The organism is Micromonospora sp. NPDC049004 (genome assembly GCF_040649315.1).
In the GTDB taxonomy this organism is placed as follows: Bacteria; Actinomycetota; Actinomycetes; order Mycobacteriales; family Micromonosporaceae; genus Micromonospora.
This window is the reverse complement of the sequence record NZ_JBEZFG010000008.1, coordinates 324,223-348,522: the sequence shown is the minus strand read 5'-3', so window position 1 is coordinate 348,522 and position 24,300 is coordinate 324,223. Positions and strand designations below refer to the sequence as shown.

At 72.5% G+C, this 24,300-nt stretch carries 23 protein-coding genes and 1 pseudogene; 10 read left to right on the top strand and 14 right to left on the bottom strand.

Translation table 11 applies throughout. The annotated features are described in order from the left end of the window. Positions 1–127: 127 nt before the first annotated feature. A complete protein-coding gene (locus AB0B97_RS24725) occupies positions 128–517 on the bottom strand; it encodes an Rv2175c family DNA-binding protein (protein WP_234589071.1) in 390 nt (129 codons plus the stop codon). A gap of 201 nt (positions 518–718) precedes the next feature. Here AB0B97_RS24725 and pknB point away from each other — a divergent pair, with 201 nt between their 5' ends. Together pknB and AB0B97_RS24715 are read left to right on the top strand one after the other, a co-directional pair. Then, positions 719–2,707: a Stk1 family PASTA domain-containing Ser/Thr kinase gene (gene pknB / locus AB0B97_RS24720; protein WP_357496766.1), complete on the top strand. Its 1,989-nt coding sequence runs from the start codon at positions 719–721 to the stop codon at positions 2,705–2,707. After that, the gene (locus AB0B97_RS24715) at positions 2,707–3,573 is read left to right on the top strand and encodes a deoxyribonuclease IV (RefSeq protein WP_357496764.1); all 867 of its coding nucleotides are present in this window, start codon (positions 2,707–2,709) and stop codon (positions 3,571–3,573) included. Before pknB ends, AB0B97_RS24715 begins: the two co-directional genes overlap by 1 nt. 84 nt (positions 3,574–3,657) lie before the next feature. On the opposite strand, the gene AB0B97_RS24710 is transcribed toward AB0B97_RS24715, so the two are convergent. From AB0B97_RS24710 to AB0B97_RS24695, 4 genes are all read right to left on the bottom strand, one after another. After that, positions 3,658–4,689 (bottom strand): GntG family PLP-dependent aldolase, encoded by a 1,032-nt coding sequence (locus tag AB0B97_RS24710; RefSeq protein ID WP_357496762.1) that lies wholly within the window; start codon positions 4,687–4,689, stop codon positions 3,658–3,660. Between the two features lie 95 nt (positions 4,690–4,784). Further along, a complete protein-coding gene (locus AB0B97_RS24705; protein WP_234589063.1) occupies positions 4,785–6,191 on the bottom strand; it encodes a class II 3-deoxy-7-phosphoheptulonate synthase in 1,407 nt (468 codons plus the stop codon). Between the two features lie 87 nt (positions 6,192–6,278). Then, positions 6,279–6,791 (bottom strand): nuclear transport factor 2 family protein, encoded by a 513-nt coding sequence (locus AB0B97_RS24700; RefSeq protein ID WP_234589061.1) that lies wholly within the window; start codon positions 6,789–6,791, stop codon positions 6,279–6,281. A 237-nt stretch (positions 6,792–7,028) separates the two neighbouring features. Further along, positions 7,029–8,660: a glycosyl hydrolase family 18 protein gene (locus AB0B97_RS24695; protein WP_357496760.1), complete on the bottom strand. Its 1,632-nt coding sequence runs from the start codon at positions 8,658–8,660 to the stop codon at positions 7,029–7,031. 176 nt (positions 8,661–8,836) lie between these two features. Between AB0B97_RS24695 and AB0B97_RS24690 the strand changes: the two genes are divergently transcribed. Together AB0B97_RS24690 and AB0B97_RS24685 are read left to right on the top strand one after the other, a co-directional pair. Beyond that, positions 8,837–9,331 (top strand): glutathione peroxidase, encoded by a 495-nt coding sequence (locus AB0B97_RS24690; RefSeq protein ID WP_357496758.1) that lies wholly within the window; start codon positions 8,837–8,839, stop codon positions 9,329–9,331. A gap of 371 nt (positions 9,332–9,702) precedes the next feature. Next, entirely contained in the window at positions 9,703–10,377 is a 675-nt protein-coding gene (locus tag AB0B97_RS24685) for an NADPH-dependent F420 reductase (RefSeq protein WP_357496756.1), read from the top strand. Positions 10,378–10,404: 27 nt separating this feature from the next. Here AB0B97_RS24685 and AB0B97_RS24680 read toward each other — a convergent pair whose 3' ends face one another. Together AB0B97_RS24680 and AB0B97_RS24675 are read right to left on the bottom strand one after the other, a co-directional pair. Beyond that, positions 10,405–12,006, bottom strand: a complete 1,602-nt coding sequence (locus tag AB0B97_RS24680) for a glycosyltransferase 87 family protein (RefSeq protein ID WP_357496754.1) — start codon at positions 12,004–12,006, stop codon at positions 10,405–10,407. A 101-nt stretch (positions 12,007–12,107) separates the two neighbouring features. Next, the gene (locus tag AB0B97_RS24675; protein WP_357496752.1) at positions 12,108–12,308 is read right to left on the bottom strand and encodes a hypothetical protein; all 201 of its coding nucleotides are present in this window, start codon (positions 12,306–12,308) and stop codon (positions 12,108–12,110) included. 250 nt (positions 12,309–12,558) lie between these two features. On the opposite strand from AB0B97_RS24675, the gene AB0B97_RS24670 reads away from it, so the two are divergent. From AB0B97_RS24670 to AB0B97_RS24655, 4 genes are all read left to right on the top strand, one after another. Then, a complete protein-coding gene (locus AB0B97_RS24670; protein ID WP_354858235.1) occupies positions 12,559–12,783 on the top strand; it encodes a GntR family transcriptional regulator in 225 nt (74 codons plus the stop codon). Positions 12,784–12,841: 58 nt separating this feature from the next. After that, a complete protein-coding gene (locus tag AB0B97_RS24665; protein WP_357496750.1) occupies positions 12,842–13,060 on the top strand; it encodes a hypothetical protein in 219 nt (72 codons plus the stop codon). A 296-nt stretch (positions 13,061–13,356) separates the two neighbouring features. Continuing rightward, on the top strand, positions 13,357–14,211 hold the full coding sequence (locus AB0B97_RS24660) for a DUF4397 domain-containing protein (protein ID WP_357496748.1): 855 nt from the start codon (positions 13,357–13,359) through the stop codon (positions 14,209–14,211). Beyond that, positions 14,181–14,849: a class F sortase gene (locus tag AB0B97_RS24655; RefSeq protein WP_357496746.1), complete on the top strand. Its 669-nt coding sequence runs from the start codon at positions 14,181–14,183 to the stop codon at positions 14,847–14,849. The genes AB0B97_RS24660 and AB0B97_RS24655 overlap by 31 nt, the downstream gene beginning before the upstream one ends. An 8-nt stretch (positions 14,850–14,857) precedes the next feature. Here the strand turns inward: AB0B97_RS24655 and AB0B97_RS24650 are convergent, their stop codons facing one another. The 5 genes and pseudogenes from AB0B97_RS24650 to AB0B97_RS24630 all read right to left on the bottom strand — a co-directional run. Then, positions 14,858–15,208: a DUF2203 domain-containing protein gene (locus AB0B97_RS24650; RefSeq protein WP_234586913.1), complete on the bottom strand. Its 351-nt coding sequence runs from the start codon at positions 15,206–15,208 to the stop codon at positions 14,858–14,860. 145 nt (positions 15,209–15,353) lie between these two features. Next, positions 15,354–16,172: a pyrroline-5-carboxylate reductase gene (gene proC, locus AB0B97_RS24645; protein WP_357496744.1), complete on the bottom strand. Its 819-nt coding sequence runs from the start codon at positions 16,170–16,172 to the stop codon at positions 15,354–15,356. Between the two features lie 112 nt (positions 16,173–16,284). After that, complete coding sequence (locus AB0B97_RS24640; protein ID WP_234587020.1) at positions 16,285–17,313, bottom strand: 6-phosphofructokinase; 1,029 nt, start codon at positions 17,311–17,313, stop codon at positions 16,285–16,287. 157 nt (positions 17,314–17,470) lie between these two features. Next, entirely contained in the window at positions 17,471–17,974 is a 504-nt protein-coding gene (locus tag AB0B97_RS24635; RefSeq protein WP_357496742.1) for a pyridoxamine 5'-phosphate oxidase family protein, read from the bottom strand. Between the two features lie 70 nt (positions 17,975–18,044). Next, positions 18,045–18,550 (bottom strand): annotated as a pseudogene (locus tag AB0B97_RS24630) (polyadenylate-specific 3'-exoribonuclease AS); the annotation flags it as partial. Between the two features lie 238 nt (positions 18,551–18,788). Between AB0B97_RS24630 and AB0B97_RS24625 the strand changes: the two are divergent. Beyond that, complete coding sequence (locus AB0B97_RS24625) at positions 18,789–19,481, top strand: Crp/Fnr family transcriptional regulator (protein WP_007463121.1); 693 nt, start codon at positions 18,789–18,791, stop codon at positions 19,479–19,481. 145 nt (positions 19,482–19,626) lie between these two features. On the opposite strand, the gene AB0B97_RS24620 is transcribed toward AB0B97_RS24625, so the two are convergent. Next, entirely contained in the window at positions 19,627–19,824 is a 198-nt protein-coding gene (locus tag AB0B97_RS24620) for a hypothetical protein (RefSeq protein WP_357496740.1), read from the bottom strand. Positions 19,825–19,890: 66 nt separating this feature from the next. Here AB0B97_RS24620 and AB0B97_RS24615 point away from each other — a divergent pair, with 66 nt between their 5' ends. Continuing rightward, positions 19,891–23,514 carry an adenylate/guanylate cyclase domain-containing protein gene (locus AB0B97_RS24615; RefSeq protein WP_357496738.1) on the top strand — a complete coding sequence of 1,208 codons (3,624 nt, stop codon included), beginning with the start codon at positions 19,891–19,893 and terminating at the stop codon, positions 23,512–23,514. 6 nt (positions 23,515–23,520) lie between these two features. Here the strand turns inward: AB0B97_RS24615 and AB0B97_RS24610 are convergent, their stop codons facing one another. Beyond that, positions 23,521–24,198: a lysophospholipid acyltransferase family protein gene (locus AB0B97_RS24610; RefSeq protein WP_357496736.1), complete on the bottom strand. Its 678-nt coding sequence runs from the start codon at positions 24,196–24,198 to the stop codon at positions 23,521–23,523. Between the last annotated feature and the right edge of the window lie 102 nt (positions 24,199–24,300).

Below are 24,300 nucleotides of genomic sequence, written 5' to 3'. Positions count from 1 at the left end.
GAGACCCCGAGATCCTCCACCCCCCCCCGCCTCTCCCGGATCTATTTATTTATTAGCCCCCCCCCGGCCGGGCGTCCCCTTCAAAAATATTACCCCCCCACGGCAGGTTCGCGGGGGCCGGTAGGGGTCAGAAGCCCAGGGCCTGGGCTCGGCGCTTGACCTCGCGGGCCTGGTCGCCGGAGAGGGCGGCGGCCGGGGTGTTGCCGGGCAGCGTGTCGTCCGGCTCGTAGAGCCAGCGCAGCGCCGCCTCGTCGTCGTAGCCGTTGTCGGCGAGCAGGTTGAGCACGCCGGGCAGGTGCTTGAGAACTGTCTCGTTGGCCACCAGCTCCGCGGGTATCCGGCGGATGCCGTCGCGGCGGACCGCCAACAGCTCCCGGTCGCGGATCATCTGGTGCACCTTGCTGATCGACACGTCGAGCCGCTCGGCGACGTCGGGCAGGGCGAGCCAGCCCTCCGGGTCGGTGGGGCCGGCGAGCTCGGGGCCGGGTACGGCCTGGTCGGGTACGGATTCGGTCACCCGATCACCCTGCCACGCCGCGGCCGGCGAGGGCCACCGGCACCCCGCACGGCCAGTTCGCGCCCGCCGACGGGCACCGCCGGTGAGCAGCGGATCAGGGCCATGACCGAGGTGGCGACGACGACGGGACGGACCAGGAACGGCTCCGGGCTGTAGCATCCTGTTCAACTCCCACCTCCTGGACACATAGACTCCCTGCCGATGGACACTCAGGTCGCCGACACGTTGCTGGGCTCGCTGATCGACGGGCGCTACCGCATTCGCGGTCGCGTGGCCCGTGGCGGCATGGCGACCGTGTACACCGCCACCGACGAACGCCTCGAGCGCACCGTCGCAGTCAAGATCATTCACCCGACCCAGGCGCCCGAGGCACGGGCCCGGATCGCCAACTTCGTGGCCCGGTTCACCGACGAGGCGAAGACCATCGCCCGGCTGACCCACCCGAACGTCGTCGCGGTCTACGACCAGGGCACCCACGCCGGTCTGCCGTACCTGGTGATGGAGTACGTCCGCGGCCGTACGCTGCGCGACGTGCTGGCCGAGCGACGCCGGCTCAACCCGGACGAGGTGCTGGCCATCGCCGAGCAGATGCTCGCCGCGATCGCCGCCGCCCACCGGGCCGGCCTCGTGCACCGTGACGTCAAACCGGAGAACGTGCTGGTCGCCGAGGCGCCCACCGGCGGCGTCGCCAACCTGGTGGACAGCGTCGTCAAGGTGGCCGACTTCGGGCTGGCCCGCGCGGTCGAGGCCAGCGCCGACGACGAGCAGGGCAACCAGCTGATGGCGACCGTGGCGTACGTCGCCCCGGAGCTGGTCACCGAGGGTCGGGCCGACCCGCGCACCGACGTCTACTCCGCCGGCATCGTGCTGTTCGAGATGCTCACCGGCCGGGTGCCGTACGACGGGGACCGTCCGGTGGACGTGGCCTGGCAGCACGTCGACCGGGACGTACCGGCGCCCTCGACACTGGTGCCCGGCCTGCCGTCGGCCCTCGACGCCCTGGTGCAGCGCGCCACCCGGCGTGATCCCGCGGCCCGGCCCGCCGACGCCGGCGCGTTGCTGGCCGAGGTTCAGGTCGCCCGGGACCGCCTGGGTGACGTCAACAGCACCAGCACCGCCGTGCTGCGCCGGGTGACGGACGAGCCGCCGGTCTCCCAGCCGACCATGATGGTCGCCACGGTCCGCCCGGCCGAACGGCCGACCTGGGCCCGTCTGCCCGAGGGCGCCAGCCAGGGCCCGGGCCGGCGGCGTGCCGCACCGGAGCCGTCGGAGGGTCTGGCGGCCCGGTTCGCGACGCTGCGCGACACGGTGCTGGGCAACTCCCATGGCCGCCTGGCCGTCGCCGCCGTGGTGGTGGCGTTGGGTCTGGTGGCCGCGCTGGGCGGCTGGTGGTTCGGTGTCGGCCGCTACACGTCCGCCCCGCAACTGGTCAGCCTGAGCAAGACCGACGCGCAGGCCCAGGCCGAACGCGCCGGCCTGACCCTGGCGTACGGGGAGCCGCGCTACGACGAGAAGGCCCCGAAGGACAGCGTGCTCGGGCAGGACCCGGCGTCGGCCAGCAAGATCGTCAAGGGTGGCACCATCACCCTGACCCTCTCGCTGGGTCCGGAGCGCTTCCCGGTGCCGGACGTGATCGGCAAGGAGTACGAACTGGCCGAGGCCGATCTGGCCAACGTCAAACTGGTGGCGGCCAAGGGCACCCCTCGCTACGACGACAACCTGCCGGCCGGCGTCGTGCTGGACAGTTCGCCGAAGGTGGGTGCCGAGGTCAAGCCGGGCACGAAGATCACGCTCATCCTGAGCCGTGGCCGGGCGCCGGTGTCGGTGCCCAACCTGGTGGGCAAGAGCCTGACCGAGGCCCGCACCGCCCTGGCCCAGCTCAACCTGAAGCCGGTGGAGACCTACAAGGACTCCGACAAGCCCAAGGATGAGATCCTCGGCCAGAGCCCGGCCGACGGCGCGGGCGTGGAGAAGGGCACCGAGGTCAAGCTCGAGATCAGCAAGGGCCCGCCGCTGGTCGTCGTGCCCCGGGTGATCGACCTGCCCTGTCAGCAGGCCAAGCAGGTGCTGGAGAGCCAGGGCTTCCCGGTGACTGTCGCGATCAACCCGAACGCGGTGGCCCGGATCCAGGCCCCCGGCGAGAATTCCCAGGTGCCGCCGGGCACCCCGGTCGTCATCACGTGCTTCTGATGCCTGTGGTCTCCTCGCGTCCGGTGGGCGCGCACACTCCGACCTCTGGCGGGCTGGCGAAGGCGGCCCTGCCGTACCTCGACGCGACAGGTGCCGCGGCCGTGCAGGTGTACGTCTCCAACTCGCGTGGCTGGGCGTTGCCTCCGGGTGATCCGGCGCAGGACGCGCTGTTCCGCGAGGGCTGCGCCGAGCGGGGCGTCCCGGCGTTCATCCACGCCTCGCTGCTGGTCAACCTGGGCTCACCGACGGCGGCCACTGTCGAGAAGTCGGCGCAGACGCTGGCGCACGCGCTGCGCCGGGGTGTGGCGATCGGCGCGCAGGCGGTGGTGTTCCACGCCGGCAGCTCGGTCGACGAGGGGTACGCCGAGGAGGCGATGCGGCAGGTCCGTCGCGAGCTGCTGCCCCTGCTCGACTGGGCCGCCGAGGTCGGTGGACCGATGCTGCTGGTCGAGCCGAGCGCCGGTGGCGGCCGCTCGCTCGCCTCCCGCGTGGAGCAGCTCGGGCCCTACCTCGACGCGGTGGACCGACACCCGATGCTCGGGGTCTGCTTCGACACCTGCCACGCCTGGGCGGCCGGGCACGACCTGGCCGCCGAGGGCGGCATGACCGCGACCCTGGACACCCTGGTGGCCACGGTCGGTGCGGACCGCTTGCGGCTGGTGCACGCCAACGACTCGAAGGATCTGTGCGGCTCGACCCGGGACCGGCACGAGAACATCGGCAAGGGCACCATCGGCGAGCCGGCCTTCGCGGAGCTGATGGCCCATCCGGCCACCGCCGGCGTCCCCGTGGTGGTGGAGACCCCCAGCGAGAAGCAACTCGGCCACACCGCCGACATAGCAATCCTGAACCGCCTGAACCCCTGATCCCTTCTCCTCCTGTTGATCAAGAGCTTTGCGTCATCCGGAGACCGGAATCTGACGCAAAGCTCTTGATCAACAGGGAGTGGGTCAGGCGGCGAGGATCCGGGCCAGGGCGGTGGCCGCCCGGTCGATCGCGGCGTCGTCGACGCCCAGGTGGGTGACCAGGCGGGCGGTACGCGGGCCGAGCACCGAGACCAGTACGCCCTCCGCGCGGGCGGCGGCGGCCAGCGCGCGGGCATCCAGCGCGTGCTTGGTCAGGTCCAGCGGGACGAGGTTGGTACGGACCGCCGCGGCGAGCACCCCGAACGGGGCGACCGTCTCGGCGAGCCGGGCCGCCTTCGCGTGGTCCTCAGCCAGCCGGTCGACGTGGTGCGCCAGGGCGTACCGGCCGGCGGCGGCGAGGATGCCGGCCTGGCGCATGCCGCCGCCCATCCGCTTGCGGATCAACCGGGCCCGTTCGATCTTCTCCGCGCTGCCCACCACCAGCGAGCCGACCGGCGCACCGAGCCCCTTGGAGAGACACACGGACAGCGTGTCGAAGAGCCGGCCGTACTCGGTCAGCGGCACCCCGTCGGCGACGTGCGCGTGCCAGATCCGGGCGCCGTCGCAGTGCAGCGCCACCCCCGCGTCGTCGGCGACCCCGCGCAGCTCCCGCAGGGTGGCCAGCGGGATCACGCCGCCACCGCCGCGGTTGTGGGTCTGCTCGACGGCGATCGCGCGGGTGGGCACGGCGAAGTAGCCGTCCGGACGGATCATCCGGGCGACCAGCTCCGGGTCGATGTCCGCGCCGACGGCCGGCCAGGTCCGCGAGGAGATCCCGCCGTACGCGGCGGCGGCGCCGATCTCGTACGTGACGACGTGCGCGTCGGCGTCGCAGAGCAGCTCGTCGCCGGGTGACACCAGCAGTTGCAGAGCGATCTGGTTGGCCATCGACCCGCTCGGGGCGAAGAGCGCCGCCTCGTGCCCGAACAGCGCGGCGACCTCCGCTTCGAGGGCGTTGACGGTGGGGTCCTCGCCGTAGACGTCGTCACCGACCTCGGCGGCGGCCATCGCCTCCCGCATCCCGGCGGTCGGCCGGGTCACCGTGTCGGACCGCAGGTCCACGAACTGATCAGCCACTGTCATCCCTTCGAACGCCAAGCTCACTCCTCGCGTCAGCCACGGGACCTGCCTTTCGGCTGCCGACTGCGGGGCTCGCAAGCTCACTCCTCGCGTCAGCCACGCAGCATCTCGGCCACGAGGAAGGCCAGCTCCAGCGACTGCTGGGTGTTGAGCCGAGGATCGCAGGCGGTCTCGTACCGGTCGGGCAGGTCGAGGTCCTCGATGCCCTGGGCGCCGCCGAGGCATTCGGTGACGTCCTCACCGGTCAACTCGACGTGGATGCCACCGGGGTGGGTGTCCAGGCCCCGGTGCACCTCGAAGTAGCCGAGCACCTCGTCGACGATCCGGTCGAAGTGCCGGGTCTTGTAGCCGTTGGACGACTCGTGGGTGTTGCCGTGCATCGGGTCGCACTGCCAGACCACCTTGGCGCCGGAGGCGGTGACCTTGGCCACGATCGGCGGCAGGGCGTCGCGGACCCGGTGGTTGCCCATCCGGCTGATCAGCGTGAGCCGGCCGGGGATGTTGTCCGGGTTGAGCTTCTCGCACAGCTCGATCGCCTCGTCCGGGGACGTGGTCGGGCCGAGCTTGACGCCGATCGGGTTGGCGATCCGGGAGATGAAGTCGATGTGCGCGCCGGTGATCTGCCGGGTGCGCTCGCCGACCCAGAGGAAGTGCCCGGACAGCCCGTACGCCCGACGGTCGGAGACCCGGGTGAGCGCCCGGTCGTACTCCAGGGCGAGGGCCTCGTGGGAGCAGTAGAGGGTGACGGTCCGCAGCGCCTCGTCGTCGGTCATCCCGCAGGCCCGGATGAAGGCCAGCGCCCGGTCGATCTCCCGGGCGATCGCCTCGTAGCGCTCCCCCGCCGGGGAGGTCTTCACGAAGCCCTTGTTCCAGTCGTGCACCGCGTGCAGGTCGGCGAGCCCACCGGCCAGGTACGCCCGCAGCATGTTCATCGCGGCGGCCGAGTTGGCGTACGCCCGGATCATGCGCTGCGGGTCGGCGACCCGGGCGGCGGGGTCGGCCTCCAGCGAGTTGATCATGTCGCCGCGGTAGGCGGGCAGGCCACGCGCGTCGGTGGGCAGCGAGCGGGGCTTGGTGTACTGGCCGGCGACCCGGGCGACCTTGACCACCGGCAGCGACGCGCCGTAGGTGAGCACGATCGCCATCTGGAGCAGGGTGCGGGCGTTGGCCAGCAGGTGGCTCTCGGTGTTGTCGACGAACGTCTCGGCGCAGTCACCGCCCTGGAGCAGGAACGCCTTGCCCTCGCAGACCAGGGCCAGCTTCTGCCGGAGCTGGTCCACCTCGTAGGGCGCGACGACCGACGGCACGGTGTCGAGGACCTTGCAGACCTCGGCGACGGCGGCCGGATCGGACCACGGGGGGATCTGCTCGCGGGGCAGCTCCCGCCAGCGGTCCAGACCGAGGGCGGCGTCCTCGGCGGAGTCGACTGTCGGACGGCTGGTCTGCAGGCCCGGGCTGCCCACCGCGGGATGGCTCAGCTGATGCCACTCATGGCGCATGAGAGAAAGCGTACGGCGACCGTGGGCGTACCCGAGCGGCGAGGGGGACGGTTCCGGCAGATGGGAGATCAACCCCGCCGATGCCGGTCAGGACACCGGTGAGGCGCCGACCCCGTTCGGCGACGGGCTGGCGGCCGGATTGCCGCCCGGCGCCTCCCCGGCGATGCACCAGTCGCCGCCGTCGCGGGTGACGGTGAACACCAGCGGGCGGGTGACCTTGCTCTTGCCGGCGGTGACCGAGACCGAGACGCTGACCTCCTGGCCGCGCGGCCCGGACCGGACGTCGGTGATGGCCGCCTCGGGCACCTCGAAGTGGTCGGCGAAGTCACCGTTGGGGCCGGTGGCGGCGAGGTCGAACCCGTCGTGCAGCAGCTCGCAGAGCTGGCTGCGGCCGGCGGCGACGTCCTTGGCGGTCATCGCGTCGAGGTACGCCTGCACGCGCTCACGAGACCGGGTGCCGGCCTCCTCGGCGGGGGCACGCTCGGGCTTGGCGGCCGACTCGTCCTCGTCACCGCCGCCGATCCCGCAGCCGACCAGGGCGGCCGGGAGCAGCACCAGCCCGGCGGCGGCGGCCGCCAGCCTGCGGTGGATCGGGCGCATGACCACCTCCGTCGACGGGGAAATCGAGACGTGCCGAGCCGCGAGTCTGCCACATCGGGCCCGACCCGCCCAAGGCCGGCGACCCCTGCCGACCCACCTGAGGCCGGCGACTCGGGCCCGACCCACCCAAGCCGGCGGCCCGGCCGACGCTGGGCGTCGACCGGGCCGGTACGGCACGGGCGGGGAGAGGCGGTGCGGGCCCCTCCCCGCCGTGTGGGTGGTGCGTCGACCGTCGGCTCAGCCGAGGCCGCCCTTGATGGCGCCGATGAGCTCGCCGTTGCTCGTGTCGCCGGAGAGCTCCCAGAAGAACGCGCCACCGAGGCCCTGGTTGTTCGCGTACGTCATCTTGCCGTTGATGGTCGACGGGGTGTCGTAGCTCCACCAGTTGCTGCCGCACTTGGCGTACGCGGTGCCGGCGATCGTGCCGGTGGCCGGGCAGCTGTTCTTGAGGACCTTGTAGTCCTCGATGCCCGCCTCGTAGGTGCCCGGCGCCGCGCCGGTGGCGCTGCCGCCCGGTGCGGCCTGCGTGACGCCCGTCCAGCCCCGACCGTAGAAGCCGATGCCGAGCAGCAGCTTGTTGGCCGGGACGCCCTTGCTCTTGAGCTTCTGGATCGCCGCGTCCGAGTTGAAGCCCTGCTGCGGGATGCCGGTGTACGAGGTGAGCGGCGAGTGCGGCGCCGTCGGGCCCTGGGCGTTGAAGGCGCCGAAGTAGTCGTACGTCATCGGCATGAGCCAGTTGAGGTTGCCGATGGCGCCGGCGTAGTCGGTGGCGTCGATCTTGCCGCCGTTGCTGCCGTCCGCCGTGATCGCGGCGGTGACCAGCGCGCTGGACCCGAACTTCGACCGCAGGGCGCCGATCACGTTCTTGAACGCGTTGGGCCCGCTGGTGTCGCAGGTCAGACCGCAGGCGTTGGGGTACTCCCAGTCGACGTCGATGCCGTCGAAGACGTCCGCCCAGCGCGGGTCCTCGACCAGGTTGTAGCAGCTCTCGGCGAACGCGGCCGGGTTCTGGGCGGCCTGGGTGAAGCCGCCGGACCAGGTCCAGCCGCCGAACGACCAGATCACCTTGAGGTGCGGGTTCAGCTGCTTGAGCTTGCGCAGCTGGTTGAAGCTGCCGCGCAGCGGCTGGTCCCAGGTGTCGGCGACGCCGTCCACGCTGTCCGCCGCCGTGTACGCCTTCTCGTAGTCCGCGTAGCTGTCACCGATGGTGCAGCGACCGCCGGTGGTGTTGCCGAAGGCGTACAGGATGTGGGTCAGCTTGGCGGCCGAGCCGCTGGTCTGGATGTTCTTGACGTGGTAGTTACGGCCGTAGACGCCCCACTCGGCGAAGTAGCCGACGACCTTCTTGCCGCCCGTGTTCGGCGGTGGCGTGGTGGGCGGTGCGGTCGTGGGCGGCGCCGTGGTCGGCGGTGCGGTCGTGGGCGGCGCCGTGGTGGGCGCGGCAGTGGTCGGCGGGGTGGTCGGGGTGCCGCCACCGCACGGTGCGCCGTTGACGGTGCAGTTCAGCGGCGCCTTGTAGGCGCCGGTGCCGTTGTAGCCCCAGCTGAACGAGGCGCCCGGGGCGAGCCCACCGGCCCAGCTCTTCTTGACCGCGACGTAGTGGTTGCCGCTGCTCGTGACGTCGGCGTCCCACGCGCTGCTGATGGTGGTGCCCGACGGCAGGTCGAACTCGATGCGCCAGGTGGCGACCGTGGCGCTGGAGCCGTTGGTCACGGTCACCTTCGTCTCGTGGCCGGTCCCCCAGTCCTGTGCCTTGGCGAACGTGGTGGTGACCGTGCCGGCGCCGAACGCGGTCGTCATCGGCACCGCCGCGACGGTCACGGCGACCACGGCACCGGCCCAGAGGGCCCGGCGGAGCGATCTTTTCATAAGGCGTCTCCCGAACTGTTAGGAAACTTTCCAAAAGAGATGGTGAGACGGTACTCACGCCGTCATCAGTTCGTCAAGATGTCCATGTTTCGATTTCTCCTGGTGCGTGGACTGCGCCCGCGCCGAGCCGCAGGTCATCGCTCGGGGGTCACGGGCCGGCGCGTAGCCTCGGGCCCATGACCGTCTTCGACATCCCGATCGACGCCCTCAGCGGCGGGCCCGCCGACCTCGCCCAGTACCGGGGCCGGGCGCTGCTGGTGGTCAACGTCGCCTCCCGCTGCGGTCTCACCCCGCAGTACGCCGGCCTTCAGACCCTCGCGGACACGTACGCCGAGCGTGGCCTGGTGGTGCTGGGCGTGCCGTGCAACCAGTTCGCCGGGCAGGAGCCAGGCACGGCGGCCGAGATCAGCGACTTCTGCCAGGTCAACTACGGGGTGACCTTCCCGCTGACCGAGAAGGTCGACGTGAACGGACCCGACCGGCACCCGCTGTACGCCGCCCTGGTGGAGACCCCGGACGCCGACGGGCACACCGGGGACGTCCGCTGGAACTTCGAGAAGTTCCTGGTGGCCCCGGACGGCACGGTCGCCGCCCGCTTCGCCCCCACTGTCGAACCCACCTCCGACGACCTCCGCACGGCGATCGAGAAAACCCTCCCCACCCCCGCCTGACCCACCCCGCCCGCGCCCGGCCCGCCCCCGCCGGGCCTGCTCGCGCCCGGCCCGCCCGCGCCGGGCGTGCTCGCGGTGATCAAGAGGTTTGCGTCAGGGGTGAGCCTTCATCTGACGCAAACCTCTTGATCACCAGCACCAGCACCAGGTGCGGGTCGGGGCGGCGGTGCCCGGGCCGACCACCGTCGGGTGGCACATCCCCGCGGGACGGGTTGGCGGGCAGCGCGAGCAGTAGCGTGAGCAGAACCGGCTCGGCGCGCGGCCGGGTGGACCGCGCCGGCCGTCCGCGCAGCCGCTCCGCGTCGGGTAACCGGAATAACCCACCGCGCCGGTCGGGAATGCGTCGTGGGTGGACGAAGTTGGGAAGAAGCATGACAACTGTGGGACTGATCGGCAGCGGCAACATCGGCGGCACCCTGGCCCGGCTGGCGGTGGCCGCCGGCTACGACGTGGTGCTGAGCAACTCGCGCGGGCCGGAGACGCTCACCGACCTGGTCGACGAGTTGGGTGAGCGGGCCAGCGCCGGCACGACGCAGGACGCGGCGCAGATCGGTGATCTGGTGGTGGTCAGCGTGCCGCTCAAGGCGTACCGGGCGGTGCCCGCGCAGCCGCTGTCCGGCAAGGTCGTCATCGACACCAACAACTACTACCCGCAGCGCGACGGGGCCTTCCCGGAGCTGGACGCGGGTGAGATCACCAGCAGCGAGCTGCTCCAGCAGCACCTGCCGACCTCGCGGGTGGTCAAGGTCTTCAACAACATCTACTTCAAGGCCCTCGCCTCGCTCGGCCGGCCGGCCGGGGCGGCCGACCGCAGCGCCCTCGCGATCGCCGGTGACGACGCCGCCGCGAAGGCCGAGGTGACCGCCTTCCTGGACCGGATCGGCTACGACACGGTGGATGCCGGCTCGCTGGCCGAGGGGTGGCGTTACCAGCCGGACACCCCGGCGTACGGCACGCTCTACGCCGCCACGCCGACCGACTGGGAGCACCCCGCGTCGAGTGACGCCGAGAAACTGCGCGCCGCGCTGGCCGCCGCCACCCGCTGAGCACCGCCGCCGTCCTGGGACGACCGCCTACCGGGTGGCCGTCTCCAGGGCGGCGGCGAGTTCGTCGTCGTAGCTGGCGATGGGCTGGCCGTCCACGTCGTACGCGACGAGTCGGCCCTGCGCCATGCTCGCCGACCGGAACGAGAACGTCCGCGTACCCGGGTAGGCCGCCAGCAGGGGAATGTCCCGGGGCGCTCCGCCCGGGGCGGAGTAGTACGCCAGCCGGGCCACCCGCGCGGAGACCACACCGTTGACCCGGACCTTCGTCTTCTCGGCACGGGTGCCGAAGGTGACCGGCGCGTCGGTGGCGTAGGCGGCGCACTCGGCCGGGCCTCGGCAGACGAAGAAATATCGTGGATTGGCGACGTCGTCGAGGACGTACGCCTTGAACGTGGGGTCCGCTCCGGCGGGCAGCGGTTGCACGGCGAAGAAGGCGAGAGCCACCACGGCCGAGACGCCCACCCGCAGCCAGGCCCGGCCGGCGGCGGATCGCCTGTTGCTCCGGACGGCCGCGACCGCGACACCGCCGAAACCGGCCAGGCACAGCAGGCACACGCCGACGGCTCGGGCGTTCTCGAACAGGAACTGCACGCCCGGCCGCGTCGACACCGGGCCGAGGACGGCGCCCAGCGAGACGACCATGGCGGCGAGCAACGCCGCGCCGGCCACCCGCTGGGTGATGCCGGACGCGCCGACCAGCAGCATCGCGGCGAGCACCGGCCACACCTGATGGTGGGTCCAGGACACCGGGGACGCGGCCACCGTGGCGCAGCCGACGAGGATCGCCGCGTGCCCGGGACGGCCCTGCCCGGCCAACCGCCGGGCGCGCAGCAGCGCCGCGCCGCAGATCACCGCCACCAGCCCGGCCCAGAGCACGGGCAGCGCCGCCTCGTCGACCCCGATGCGCAACAGCATCCCGTGCACCGACTGGTTGCCCAGCGAGGCCAGGTTGCCGATCCGCGAGGTCTGCCGGACCGCCTCGGTCCAGTACGTCCAGCTCTCGGCGGGCAGCACGACCGCCGCCACCGCGGCGCAGGCGCCGAACGTCGCCACCGCGCGGCCGGCGTCGCGATAGCGCCCGGTGGCGAGGAAGTACGCGACGAACAGCAGCGGGGTCAGCTTGATCGCCGCGGCCACCCCGACGAGCACCCCGCGCAGCCGGGGTGGGCCGACGCCCATCCCGTCCAGCAGTGCCAGCATCACGATGAAGACGCTGACCTGCCCGAACCGCAGGTTGCTCTGCACCGGCGCCGAGAGCATCAGCACCGTGGCGGCCACCGCGACGACCAGCGGGCGGTGCGACCGATCGGTGCTCAGCGCGACACCGACCATCGCGGCGATGGCGACGACCGCCGCGCACGTCGCCACCAGCCAGACGCCCTGGAGAACGCCCTCGCTGACTGCGGTGATCGGGGCCAGCACCAGGGCGGCGAACGGCGGATAGGTGAACGGCCCGCCGTTTCGGGCGCGGTACTCGTACAGCGGCCGGCCCGCGTGCAGATCGGACAGCGCGCCGTAGTAGATGTGCAGGTCGGAGAGTCGGTCACCGCGCCTGAGCACGAGCACACAGGACACCAGCGCGACGACGACGAACGCCGCCCACGCCAGCGCCACCCGGCGATCCCGCATCGCCCGAGAATAGGCGAACGCGAGGCCGAGCGATGGCCCGTCAACCGTTGGCCAGGCGGTCCAATGGAGACGCTCACGGCCTCGGCTGTCGGGCGTAGACGCTATTTCTGAAAGAACACCGAGGCGACGTCCGCCACGATTCCGAGGGCCCAGTCCAACTGCGGACAGTCGTGCTGACCTTGACACTCCAGACAGCCGCCCGTCGGCCAGGGTCGATCATGCACTCGGGACCAGTGAGCGTCGAGGACCCGCTCGGCCATGAAGAGTTCCGTTGCCCTGGACACCGGCTCGTCGATCGCCATCGCACGCACCTTCCCGAGGTCACGAGATGCACACCCTGGAGGGCGGAGGCCATGCGTCGCGCCCTCCAGGGGTGGATGGATCGAAAACCTCGGGGTGCTGAAGTCCAGAAGAGTCCGATCACTGTCTCACTGTATCCACTGTCTCACTGTAGTCAAGTTCTCACTGTGCTCAGTCGAGTCGCGTCGTCACTTGTCCTGCCCAGGCCCCGGCTGGAAGCATGATCTTCGCTGAAGTCCAGGAGAGCCGATCATGCCTACCAGGCCACCGCACTACCTCCGTGTCGCCGACGACATCGCGCGCAGAATCAACTCCGGGGAGTATCCGCCCGGCCATCAACTGCCCTCGGTCTCGGAAATTGGTGAGATCTACAACGTGGCACGATCGACCGCCTACCGGGCCGTACGCGAACTGCACCAACGAAACCTGGTCTACGGCCAACAGGGGCAGGGCGTTTTCGTGGCCGAAGCGGAGTAGCCAGCGGGGAGGATCCGACCGCGTCTGCCCTCGGAAGAACGGGGACGGGGGGCCGGGCGTGCACCCGAGCGTCGTCGTCGACGAACGCTACGCCGACAGGTCACGTAGCTTCGACAGCTGGAACACCGGCGGCGCCCGGGTCCGGGTCGGCGCCTGGCACGTGCCGCTCGCCGACCTGCTCAACGCGACAGTGGCCGCCGGCCTCCGACCGGTCCGGTTCGTCGAGGCCGGCCCGGAAGGTGTGCCGGACCTGTTCGGCTTCCTCGCGGTGCGGTAGCGGCACCAGCCCGGCGTTCTGGGTCGGGATCTCCTCGCGCCGCACTACAAGATCGCGCTCGATCCTGGATGTAGTGGCATCCTCCCGACGCCGAGACCACTACATCCTGGATCGAGCACGATCTTGCGGCAGGCAGCGCGGGCAGCGGCGCGGGGCAGCGCGGGTAGCGCGGGCAGCGGCGCGGCGCGGCGCGGCGCGAAGAAACATCGCGCGCACAACTTGCGCCGGAGTCCCACACACGGGACTCTGTCCGTGGGTTGCCGCCCGCTCACCGAACGTGCCCTTCCGGAGGCGACATGCACACGCTCCGTACCGCGTCCCGCCGGCTGTTCGCCGGCGCTGGCGCGTTCCTGCTCGGCACCGCCCTCGCCGCCACCGCGGCGGCCCCGGCCAGCGCGGACACCGTCGGCTACGTCCGCCTCGCCCACCTCTCCCCCGACACCCCGGCCGTCGACGTCTACCTGGCCGCCCCCGGCGCCGCGAAGCCGAGGGTGTTCCCGGGCGTCGGCTACGGCGTGGTCTCCGACTATCTCCAGCTGCCCCCGGGGCGGTACGCGGTGGCGATGCGCGAGGCCGGCACGCCCGCCAGCGAGCCGCCGGTGCTCACCACCGAGGTGGCGGTGACCAGTGGCGGCGCGTACACGGTGGCCGGTGTCGGGCGGCACGCCGACCTGGGGCTGCGGGTGCTCACCGACGATCTGAGCGCTCCCACCCAGGGCCGGGCCAAGGTGCGCGTCGTGCAGGCCTCGGTGCGCACACCCGTTCTCGACGTCGCCGCCGCCGACGGGCCGACGATCGCCGACGGCGTGCAGTTCGCCACCACCACCGACTACCAGCAGGTCGAGCCGGGCACCTGGAAGCTGCGACTCACCGGCGCGGGCGGCCCGAGCACCGACGCCGAGGTGCGGCTCACCGGGGGCGCGGTCTACTCGCTGCTGGTGCTCGACGACAAGCAGGGCGGCCTCACCGCCGAGCTGCGCCGTGACGCCGAGGGCGGCACCGTCGCACCGGCCGGCGGCGTGGACACCGGCGCGGGCGGCACGTCCGACGCCGGGTTCGGCGCGTACCCCCTGGTGGCCGGCGGGTTGGCCGCCGCGGCGGGCGCGGCGAGCCTGCTCCTGTGGCGCCGGCGGCGGCGCACCACCTGGTGAGCGTCGGGCCCGCCGCCGCCATCCGGCGGCATCGCGACCGCCGGGCGCCGCTGGCCGCGCTGGTCGCGGCCGGCGCGGCGGTCTGCCTGGCCGCCGGCACCGGGGTCGGGCTGGCCACCACCGGCCCGCCGCCGGCCGCGAGCTGGCACCCTGGCTGCGCCGACGGCTGCCCGTCCGTGGCCGCGCCGCCGCGGTCGGCAGGTCCACCCACGCGGGTACGCGTGCCGCGCATCCGCGTCGACTCGGAGCTCACGGTGCTCGGCCTGGACCGCGCCGGCGTACTCGTTCCGCCGGCCGAGTTCGACACGGCCGGCTGGTACGGCGGCGGCCCCGCACCCGGCGACACCGGCCCGGCCGTGCTCGCCGGGCACCTGGACTCGCGCAGCGGCCCGGCGGTCTTCGCCCGGCTCGACGAGCTGCGTCCGGGTGACCTGGTCCAGGTGTGGCGCGGCGGGCGGTGGCTGTCGTTCCGGGTGACCGGATCGCTGCGTACCCGCAAGGACCGGTTCCCGACGGCCGTGGTCTACGGCCCGACGCCCGGGGCGGAGCTGCGTCTGGTCACCTGCGGGGGCGACTTCGACCGGCGGCGCGGGCACTACCGGGACAACGTGGTGGTGTTCGCGGTCGCCGACGGCTGATCGGGGCGTCAGACCGGGCGGCGGCCGGCGAAGCCGCACTCGGCGCGGTGGTACCAGCGCACGTCGGAGTCGCCCTCCAGCCAGCACCAGAGCACCGCACGGCCGGCCCGCTCGCCGGGGAAGTCGAGCAGCACCGGCGCGATGCCCTTGACCTGGATCTCGTGCTGGTGCAGCTCCTCGACGACGGCGTGCAGCCGGGCCTCCAGCCCCTTCACCTCGGCCAGTCCGCCGAGCGCGCTGACGCCGTGGTCGGCCAGGTCGACGCGCAGCTCGGCGAGGTCGGCGCGGAGCCGGATCAGCTCGTCGACACGCGGCTGCAGGGTGGCCACCAGGTGCCGGGCCTGAGCGAGTGTGAACACGCCGCCAGTATGCGCCACGTGCCGTGCCGCGCATGCCCCGCGAGTGGCGCGGCGGAGGTCACGGGAAGGCCGGGCGACTCGGCGCTGCCGGCGGCGAGGAAGTCCGGGGTGGTGCCGGTCGGCGGGTGCGGGCCGCTCGGTGGAGTCAGTCGGCCTGGGCGGCCAGTTCGCGGGCGCGGTCCCGGGCGGCCTCCAGCGCGGCGAGCAGCGCCGCGCGTACGCCGTGCTTCTCCAGCTCGCGGATCGCGGAGATCGTGGTGCCGGCCGGTGAGGTGACCGCCTCGCGCAGCTTGACCGGGTGCTCGCCGGAGTCGCGCAGCATCACGGCGGAGCCGATAGCGGTCTGCACGATCAGCTCGTGCGCCACCTGCCGGGGCAGCCCGAGCAGGATCCCGGCGTCGATCATGGCCTCGACCAGGAGGTAGAAGTAGGCCGGGCCGGAGCCGGAGAGCGCCGTGACCGCGTCCTGCTGTGACTCGGGCACCCGGATCGTCTGACCGAGGGGCTTGAACATCTCCTCGGCCAGGGCGAGGTGTTCCCCGGTGGCGTACGCGCCCGCCGAGATGGCGGTCATCGCCTGGTCGACAAGCGCCGGGGTGTTGGTCATGACCCGGACGACCGGGGTGCCCTCGGGCAGCCGGCGGTTGAAGAAGCTGGTGGGCAGCCCGGCGCAGAGCGAGATGACGAGCTTGTCGGCGGGCACCTTGGGCCCGATCTCGTCGAGCAGCGCGGCGGCGTCCTGTGGCTTGACCGAGACCGCGAGCACGGCCGCCTCGTCGACGGCGGCCAGGTTGTCGACCACCCGTACGCCGTAGCGGGCGGTCAGCTCCTCGGCGCGGGCCGGGCGGCGGGCGGTGGCGAGCAGCCGTTCCACCGGCCATCCGGAGCGCAGCAGCCCGGAGAGCATCAGCTCGCCGATCTTGCCGGCGCCGATCACCGCGACCGTGTGCACCTCGGCTGACATCTCGGCCGTACCCCTCTCGCGTCGGAGCACGGCGCGGCGGACCAACCGGCCCGCCGCGTCGTGCCGTTGACCAACTGCGGACCGGTGGTCCGCCGCGCCGTCCTACCGTCGATCAGCTGCCGAAGAAGACCTCGGCCTCGGCGTACCGCTCCAGCGGCACGGTCTTGAGCTCGCGGGTGGCCTCGGCGAGGGGCACCCGGACGATGTCGGTGCTCTGCATCGCGACCATCTTGCCCCAGTCGCCGTCGTTGACCGCGTCGATGGCCTGCAGGCCCAGGCGGGTGGCGAGCACCCGGTCGAAGGCGGTCGGGGTGCCACCGCGCTGGATGTGGCCCAGCACCACGGTGCGGGCCTCCTTGCCGGTCTTGGCCTCCAGCTGCTCGGCGAGCCACTGGCCGATGCCGCCGAGGCGGACGTGGCCGAACGAGTCCAGCTCCTGGTTGGCGAGCACCATCTGGCCGTCCAGCGGCTGGGCGCCCTCGGCGACCACGACGATCGGGGCGTACTGGTGCTGGAAGCGCTTCTCGACGTAGCCGGCCACCTGGTCGACGTCGAACTGACGCTCGGGCAGCAGGATCACGTTGGCGCCGCCGGCCAGGCCGGCGTGCAGGGCGATCCAGCCGGCGTGCCGGCCCATCACCTCGACGACCAGGGTGCGGTGGTGGCTCTCCGCGGTGGTGTGCAGCCGGTCGATGGCCTCCATCGCGATGTTGACCGCGGTGTCGAAGCCGAAGGTGTAGTCGGTGGCGCCGAGGTCGTTGTCGATCGTCTTCGGCACGCCGACCACGTGCACGCCCAGCTCGTAGAGCTTGGTGGCCACGCCGAGGGTGTCCTCGCCGCCGATCGCGATCAGCGCGTCCACGCCCTGCTCGGCGAGGTTGTCCTTGATCCGCTCGACGCCGTTCTCGATCTTGAACGGGTTGGTCCGGGACGAGCCGAGGATGGTGCCGCCACGGGGCAGGATGCCGCGGACGTCCGCGATGCCCAGGGGACGGGACAGACCCTCCAGCGGGCCCTTCCAACCGTCCCGGAAGCCCACGAACTCGTGACCGTAGGTGGCGACGCCCTTGCGGACCACCGCCCGGATGACCGCGTTGAGACCTGGGCAGTCGCCGCCGCCGGTGAGCACGCCGATACGCATGATCCGCTCATCCTCCTGGAGCATCAGGTAAAGCCCGATATGCCCCAGGTATGTGTCAGGTCAGACCATCGGCGCCATTGCCGGCCCGGGGCGGGCCGTCACTGCGAACTGTAGTCGGCCTACCTGCGCGACGACAGCGCGCCCCGGGGGCGGCGGGTCAGTACGTCACCTCGCGGTTCTCGCCGGCCTCCGGCGGCTGGCCGGTGACGGCGGCCTTCGCGAACCCGAGCAGATTGACCACGGTGCTGCTCGGCGAGTCCCAGTACTCGGCGGAGCTGGCGTGCACCTTGATCAGGGTCAGGCCGGGCGTGTCCAGCCCGTCCGGGAACCAGACCTTGAGCACCGGGTTCCACAGCCGCTGGGCGCGCTCGGCGTCGAAACCCTCGTTGGCGGTGCCCGAGACCGACACCCAGGCGTTGTGCTTCTGGTCCGAGAAGGCGACGTTGACCTCCGGGTTGACCCGGATCTGACGCACCTTGGCGGAGTCGGCGTAGGCGAAGAACCACAGGTCGCCGTCGAACTCGGCCTCCTGCAGCCCCATCGGCCTGCTCACCTGGCGCCCGTCCAGTGCGATAGTGGTGAGCATGCAGATCCGTGCGGCGCGGACCAGCTCGGTGACCCGCGTCCGGGCCTCGGCGATGCTGGTCGGATCGTTGCTCATGGCAGTCTCCCTCGGCTCGACTGGTCGAACCGTTGCCCGGGACAGAACCGGTCAAACCTACAAAGGTACGACGACCGCTCAGCGTGCCGTCATCGCCCGCCAGCGGGCCAGGTTGTGCCGGGCGTCGACCAGGGCGTCGTGCCGGGCCGCGTCCGCGTCCGGCAGGGTCGGCCGGCCCCGGTCGTCCCAGAGCTGGCGCAGGTCCTTGGTGAACCGGGGGATCTCCCGGGGCAGCGCCGGCATCGCCCCCCAGAGCTGGGCGAGGACCACATGGTCGTACGCCGCGTACCAGGCCCACAGCTCCAGCTGCTCCCCCGGCCGGTCCCGGACCGGCTCCATGAGGAAGTCGTACAGGTCGTCACGGATGCGCTCCCGGGAACGCCAGGCCCGGTCCGCCGGAGACGGCAGCCGGTCCAGCACGTTGCGTCGGACCCAGGGCACGGCACGGGAGTCGTCGAACTCGGTGGAGACCGCGTAGAACTCGCGGCCGTACTCGTCGACGACACCTATCGACACGAGGTCGACGATCCGGCCGTCCTCGATGAACTCGCAGTCGTAGAAGTAGCGGTAGACCATTCCGGCCATCCTCGCCCACCGCCGGCCGGCAGCGGCCGGCGGGGGCCGGTGCAGGGAGTACGCCGCAGCTCGCGACGGTCACGGAAGTGCTTCGAGGGGTGTACAGCAAGCGACTGGACCGTCATGATCTGATGTGTACCGCTACCGGATGCCGAATCGGTGTCAGTTCACCTTGTCAGGGCCATCAGGTTCACCCGGTGAGCGATTGTGTGGTCCATGACCGGGGAGGGGTTGGGCCGTGGAGATGCGCCTGCCGGAGCCGGGTGACGCGCTCACGGGTGTCGAGATGTTCGCCGGGCTGGAGCCCGAGGTGCGCCAGCGCGTCATCGCGGCCGCTGTTCCGCGCACCTACCGCAAGGGTCAGTTGCTCTTCGTGGAGAACGACCCGGGCGAGTCGCTGATCGTGCTGCGCCGCGGCGCGGTGGCCGTCTTCCGCACGGCGCCGACCGGCGAGCGGGCGGTGCTGTCGGTGATCCGTCCTCCGGACGTGCTCGGCGAGGTCTCCCTGCTCGACGCCTCCACCCGGTCCGCGTCGGCCGAGGCCATCGAGGACTGCGCGGCGCTCGCCCTGTCCCGGGGCGCGTTCATGGAACTCGTGCACTCCAACCCGCGCATCCTGGACGCGGTGATGCGCTCGCTGGGCGGCCTGATCCGTCGGCTCACCGAGCAGAACGCCGACCACGTCTTCCTCGACCTGCCCGGCCGGGTCGCCAAGACACTGGTCCGGCTGGCCGGCGAGAGCCAGGCCCCGATGATCACGATCGAGCTCAACCAGAGCCAGCTCGCCGAGATGGCCGGCGGTTCCCGCCAGAGCGTCAACCAGGCGATCGGCTCCTTCGCCAGCCGGGGCTGGCTGCGGACCGAGGGCCGCCGGATCGTCGTCACCGACGTGGCCGCGCTGCGCCGCCGCGCCGGCATGAACGACCGCTGAGCGCGCCGCGAACGACCGCTGAGCCGCACCGCAGCGTCGGCGTAACCGACCGCTGAGCCGCACCGACGGGCAGCGCACCACGACACGACACGGCCGGGTCACCCGTGGGCGGCCCGGCCGTGTCGTCGCGTCACCGACGCGCGGTTCAGACGCCGGGGCTGCCCGGGCCGGCCCACTTGTTCGGGCCCTTGCTGTCGCCGCCCGGGCCGTTCGACTGCTCGCTGACGATGCCCTCGGCCTGGAGCGTGGCGAGCGTGGCGGCGTCGACGTCGACCGACTCGCCCGCGGAGTGGCTGACCCCGTTGCCGTCGGTCCAGTCGCTCTCCAGCTTGACGTACACCATTGACCTGTCCCCCTCTGGTCGCTGATCGAAGATGTGGCGGACTGAATGTAGTCCGCCGGACCCACGGTGGACTGTCCACAAACCAACAGGCCGGTACCTGACAGCCGCGTGGGCGGTGATACTCCCTGTGACGGGACGACGGGGGGCGTCGGCCCGGATCGCCATGGAGGGTGTGTCATCGCCGCGCAGTGTGGGCGCTGTGGACGCACGGCCGCCGACGGCGACCGCTTCTGCGGTGGCTGCGGTGCCGAGCTCGGTGCCGTGTGCCCGCACTGCCTGCGCCCCCTCGCCTCGGACGTCACGTTCTGCACCTCGTGCGGTTCGCCCCGGCCGGGCGCGGACCGGCCGGCCGCCGTCGCCCCGCAGGAGGACCGCCGCCGGGTGAGCGTGCTCTTCGTCGACCTCATCGACTTCACCCCGTACGTCGAGCGGGCCGACCCGGAGCAGGTCCGCGGCATGCAGACCGGCTTCTTCTCCGCGGCCCGCCGGGTCGTCGGCCAGTACGGCGGGGTGGTGGAGAAGTACATCGGCGACGCGGTGATGGCGCTGTTCGGCGCCCCGATCGCCACCGAGACCGACGCGCTGCGCTGCGTCCGGGCCGGGCTGGAGCTGCAACGGGTGCTCACCCGGTTCGCGCCGACGGGTAGCACCGAGATGCGGTTCCGGGTGGGGGTGGCCACCGGGGAGGCCCTCGTCGACGTGGCCGCCGCCCGGGACGGCGGGCAGGCGATCGTGGCCGGCGACGTGGTGAACACCGCCTCCCGGATGCAGTCGGTCGCGCCACCGGGCGGGGTGCTGGTGTGCGGCACCACGCACGCGCTGACCAGGGACACGATCCGCTACGAGGAGCAGCCCCCGGTCACCCTGCGCGGCCGGTCGTCGCCGACCGAGGTGTGGCTCGCATTGTCCCCACTGCGCCGCCTGCCGACCGATCGAGAGCCGGACACCACGCCGCTGGTCGACCGCGAGCACGAGCTGGGCATGCTGGTCAACGCCCTGCACCGGTCGCTGCGCGACCGGCTGCCGCAGGTGGTGACGATCTTCGGCCGGGCCGGCATCGGTAAGAGCCGGCTGCTGCGCGAGCTGTACCGGCACACGGGCCGGCTGGTCGACGAGCCGCTGACATGGCGGACGGGGCGCTGCCCGCCGTTCGGCGAGAACGTCACGTTCGCCGCGCTGGCCGACATCGTCAAGACCGAGGCCGGCATCCTGGACACCGACCCGGCCGCCAGCGCGGCGCAGCGGCTGGCCGCCGCCGTGGGCGAGCTGATCGGCCCGGGCGAGCGCGACCGGGTGGTGGACGCCCTGCGCCCGCTGGTCGGGCTGCCCGGCACGCCGCTGCCGGCGGAGGAGGCCGAGTCCGCGTGGCGGCGGTTCCTGCTGGCGTTGGCCGCCCGCCGCCCCACCGTGCTGGTCTTCGAGGACCTGCACTGGGCCGACGACGCGATGCTGCGCTTCGTGGAACTGCTCGGGGCGGCGGCCCGCGAGGCGCCGCTGCTGCTGCTCTGCACCGCCCGCCCGGAACTGGTCGACCGGGACCCGAGCTGGGCCGGGACCATCACCGGCTCGGTGACCATCACCCTGCCTCCGCTGCGCGACACCGGCATCGCCGCCCTGTACGCGCACCTGTTCGGCCAGGCGGCGTTCTCCGCCGACATGCTGACCCCGCTCATCGAGGTGGCCGGCGGCAACCCGCTCTACGCCCACGAGTACGTCCGGATGCTCATCGAACAGGGCGCGCTGCGGCAGTCCGGGCGGGGCTGGTCGCTGGACAAGCAGCTCGAACTGACCATGCCGGAGAGCGTGCACGCGGTGATCGCCAACCGGGTGGACCTGCTGGACGCCAAGGACCGCGCGGTGCTGCTGGCGGCCTCGGTGGTGGGGGTGCAGTTCTGGCCGGGTGCGGTGGCCGCCGCGCTGGGGCAGCCGGTCGAGTCGGTGGAGCGCGCGCTGCGCCGGCTGGAGCAGCGCGACTTCGTGCACGAGCAGGCCGCGTCGACGATGGCGGGGCAGGCGGAGTTCCGGTTCCGGCACGTGCTGGTGCGCGACGTCTGCTACCAGCGGCTGCCGCGCACCGAGCGGGTGGCGCGGCACGAGCGGGCCGCGGACTGGCTCGACGCGCTGTCGCACAGCCGCGACACCGACCTGGCGGAGGTGCTCGCCCACCACCGCTGGGCGGCCCACGAGATCGCCCGCTCGCTCGGCATGCAGGTCCGCCGGTACGCGGGGCCGGCGCGGCAGGCGCTGCACCGGGCGGCCCGGCGGGCGTACGCCCTGCACGGGCTGGACGCGGCGGCGAGCCACGCGGGCCGGGCGTTGGGCCTGGCCGACGACAGCGACCCGGTGGGCCGGCTCCAGCTGGAGCTGCTCAGTACGGAGATCTCGTTCTACCGCGACGGCAACGCGTTCCTGTCCGGCGGCGGACCGGAGCAGGTGCACGCGCTGGCGGACCGGCTGTCGGCGCACGGCGACGACGCGTGTGCCGCACGGGCGTGGACGCTGCTCGGTCAGGCGGCCTGGTTGCGCGCGGACCGGGGTGACGCGCTGGCCTGCCTGGACCGCGCGGTCCAGCTGTTCGAGCCGTTGCCGGACAGCCCGCAGAAGGCCGACGCGTACGCCGAGCTGGGCCGCCTGCACATGCTCAACTACGAGCGCGACCCGGCCGTGTCGGCGGCGGACACCGCGGCGGAGATCGCGGAGCGGCTGGGCCTGACCGAGGCGCGCACCAACGCGCGGATCACCGCGGCCACCGCCCGCTACCAGGCCGGTGACCGGGTCGGCCTGGACGAGCTGCACGCGATCGTCGAGTTCGCCCGCGCCGGTCAGCTGCTCGCGCTGCCCCGGGCCACCCAGAACCTGGCCTGGGCGATCCGCGAGGAGGGTGACTGGCTGCGCTCGAACGCCCTGCTCTCGGCCGCGCCGGCGCGTACGGCCAGCGGCCAGACGCTGACCACGAGCTATTCGGCCGAGGCGATGCGGGCGTGGTTCGAGGGTGACTTCGGCCGGTTGCTCGCCGCCGCGGAGGCGTTCGTGGACACGCCGACGGGCAGCTGGGACATGCAGGTGCGGGGTTTGCGCTGCTGTCTGCTGGTGCTCCGCGACGACGAGGACCCGGCCGACCTGGCCGACGCGCTGTCCACCGCGCGGCGCAGCGGCTTTCACCGCCTGCGGTGGACGATGCTGAGCATGGCGGCGCTGTGCCGGGCGTTGCAGGGCCGCGACGCCGAGGCGGCGGAGCTGATCGACGAGCTGGACCGGTCCTGGTCGGCGGTGCCGGCGCTGGCCAGCGGGGAGTGGATCGCCGCCGCCGCGTACGCCGCCGCTCTGGCCGGCCGGGACACCTCCGTGCGGGTCCGGGCGATGCTGGACCGGGTCGGACATCGCACGCCGTGGTCGGAGGCGGCGCTGCGGACGGTGACGGCGGCGGTGGCGGCGGCCGACGGCGACCACCGGCGGGCGGCCGAGCTGCACCTGGCCGCCGCCGAGACGTACGGGCGGATTCCGGACGTCAGCGACCGGGTGCTGGCGCTGGCGCTCGCGGCGGCGGAGCTGACCCGCGCCGGCGACCCGGCGGGCGCCCGGGTGCCGCGCGCCGAGGTCCGCACCTTCGCGCTGCGCAACGACGCCCCGGGCCTGCTGGCGCTGGCCGGCCGGCCGATCAGCCCGACGGGGCCGGCGGTGGCCTGCTGAGACGACTCAGGCGGGCACCGGCTTGAGCTTCTGCGCGTAGATGTCGACGTACTCGCGGCCGGAGAGCTCCATCAGCTCGTACATGATCTCGTCGGTGACCGCGCGCTCGACGAACCGGTCGCCGGCCAGCCCCGCGTAGCGGGAGAAGTCCAGCGGGGCGCCGAAGCGGATCCGCACCCGGTCGATCCGGGGAATGAGCGTGCCGGGCGGCTGGATCTGGTCGGCGTTGAGCATCGCCACGGGCACCACCACCGCGCCGCTCTCCAGCGCGAGCCGCGCGACCCCGGTCTTTCCCCGGTAGAGCCGCCCGTCCGGGGAGCGGGTGCCCTCGGGGTAGATGCCGGCCACTCCCCCGGCGCGCAGCACCCGCAGCTGGGTGTCCAGGGCGGCGCGGGCGGCCTGGCCGCCGGAGCGGTCCACCGGGATGGTGCCGGTGCCGACGAAGAACATCTTCGTCAGCCAGCCCTTGATCCCCTTGCCGGTGAAGTACTCGGCCTTGGCCACGAAGGTGACCTTCCGCGAAATGATCAACGGGGTGAAGATCGAGTCGGAGAAGGAGAGGTGGTTGCTGGCCAGGATCACCGGCCCGGTCGCCGGCACGTGGTGCAGGCCCTCCACCTGCGGGCGGAAGATCAGCTTGAGCAGCGGACCGAGGAGAACGTACTTCAACAGCCAGTAGAGCACCGGCGTCCTTTCCCGTGGTGTGCCCGCGACAGCACCATGCCGGGAGCGCCGCCGTCGCCGACGAGCCTACGAAGCCCGCGCTCGCACCACAACGGACGTCGA

Coding starts and splice junctions, on each gene's coding strand:
- pknB (WP_357496766.1), top strand. CDS start 719: ATGGACACTCAGGTCGCCGACACGTTGCTGGGCTCGCTGATCGACGGG.
- AB0B97_RS24715 (WP_357496764.1), top strand. CDS start 2,707: ATGCCTGTGGTCTCCTCGCGTCCGGTGGGCGCGCACACTCCGACCTCT.
- AB0B97_RS24705 (WP_234589063.1), bottom strand. CDS start 6,191: ATGCGCCATGAGTGGCATCAGCTGAGCCATCCCGCGGTGGGCAGCCCG.
- AB0B97_RS24700 (WP_234589061.1), bottom strand. CDS start 6,791: ATGCGCCCGATCCACCGCAGGCTGGCGGCCGCCGCCGCCGGGCTGGTG.
- AB0B97_RS24695 (WP_357496760.1), bottom strand. CDS start 8,660: ATGAAAAGATCGCTCCGCCGGGCCCTCTGGGCCGGTGCCGTGGTCGCC.
- AB0B97_RS24690 (WP_357496758.1), top strand. CDS start 8,837: ATGACCGTCTTCGACATCCCGATCGACGCCCTCAGCGGCGGGCCCGCC.
- AB0B97_RS24685 (WP_357496756.1), top strand. CDS start 9,703: ATGACAACTGTGGGACTGATCGGCAGCGGCAACATCGGCGGCACCCTG.
- AB0B97_RS24680 (WP_357496754.1), bottom strand. CDS start 12,006: ATGCGGGATCGCCGGGTGGCGCTGGCGTGGGCGGCGTTCGTCGTCGTC.
- AB0B97_RS24675 (WP_357496752.1), bottom strand. CDS start 12,308: ATGGCGATCGACGAGCCGGTGTCCAGGGCAACGGAACTCTTCATGGCC.
- AB0B97_RS24670 (WP_354858235.1), top strand. CDS start 12,559: ATGCCTACCAGGCCACCGCACTACCTCCGTGTCGCCGACGACATCGCG.
- AB0B97_RS24660 (WP_357496748.1), top strand. CDS start 13,357: ATGCACACGCTCCGTACCGCGTCCCGCCGGCTGTTCGCCGGCGCTGGC.
- proC (WP_357496744.1), bottom strand. CDS start 16,172: ATGTCAGCCGAGGTGCACACGGTCGCGGTGATCGGCGCCGGCAAGATC.
- AB0B97_RS24640 (WP_234587020.1), bottom strand. CDS start 17,313: ATGCGTATCGGCGTGCTCACCGGCGGCGGCGACTGCCCAGGTCTCAAC.
- AB0B97_RS24635 (WP_357496742.1), bottom strand. CDS start 17,974: ATGAGCAACGATCCGACCAGCATCGCCGAGGCCCGGACGCGGGTCACC.
- AB0B97_RS24620 (WP_357496740.1), bottom strand. CDS start 19,824: ATGGTGTACGTCAAGCTGGAGAGCGACTGGACCGACGGCAACGGGGTC.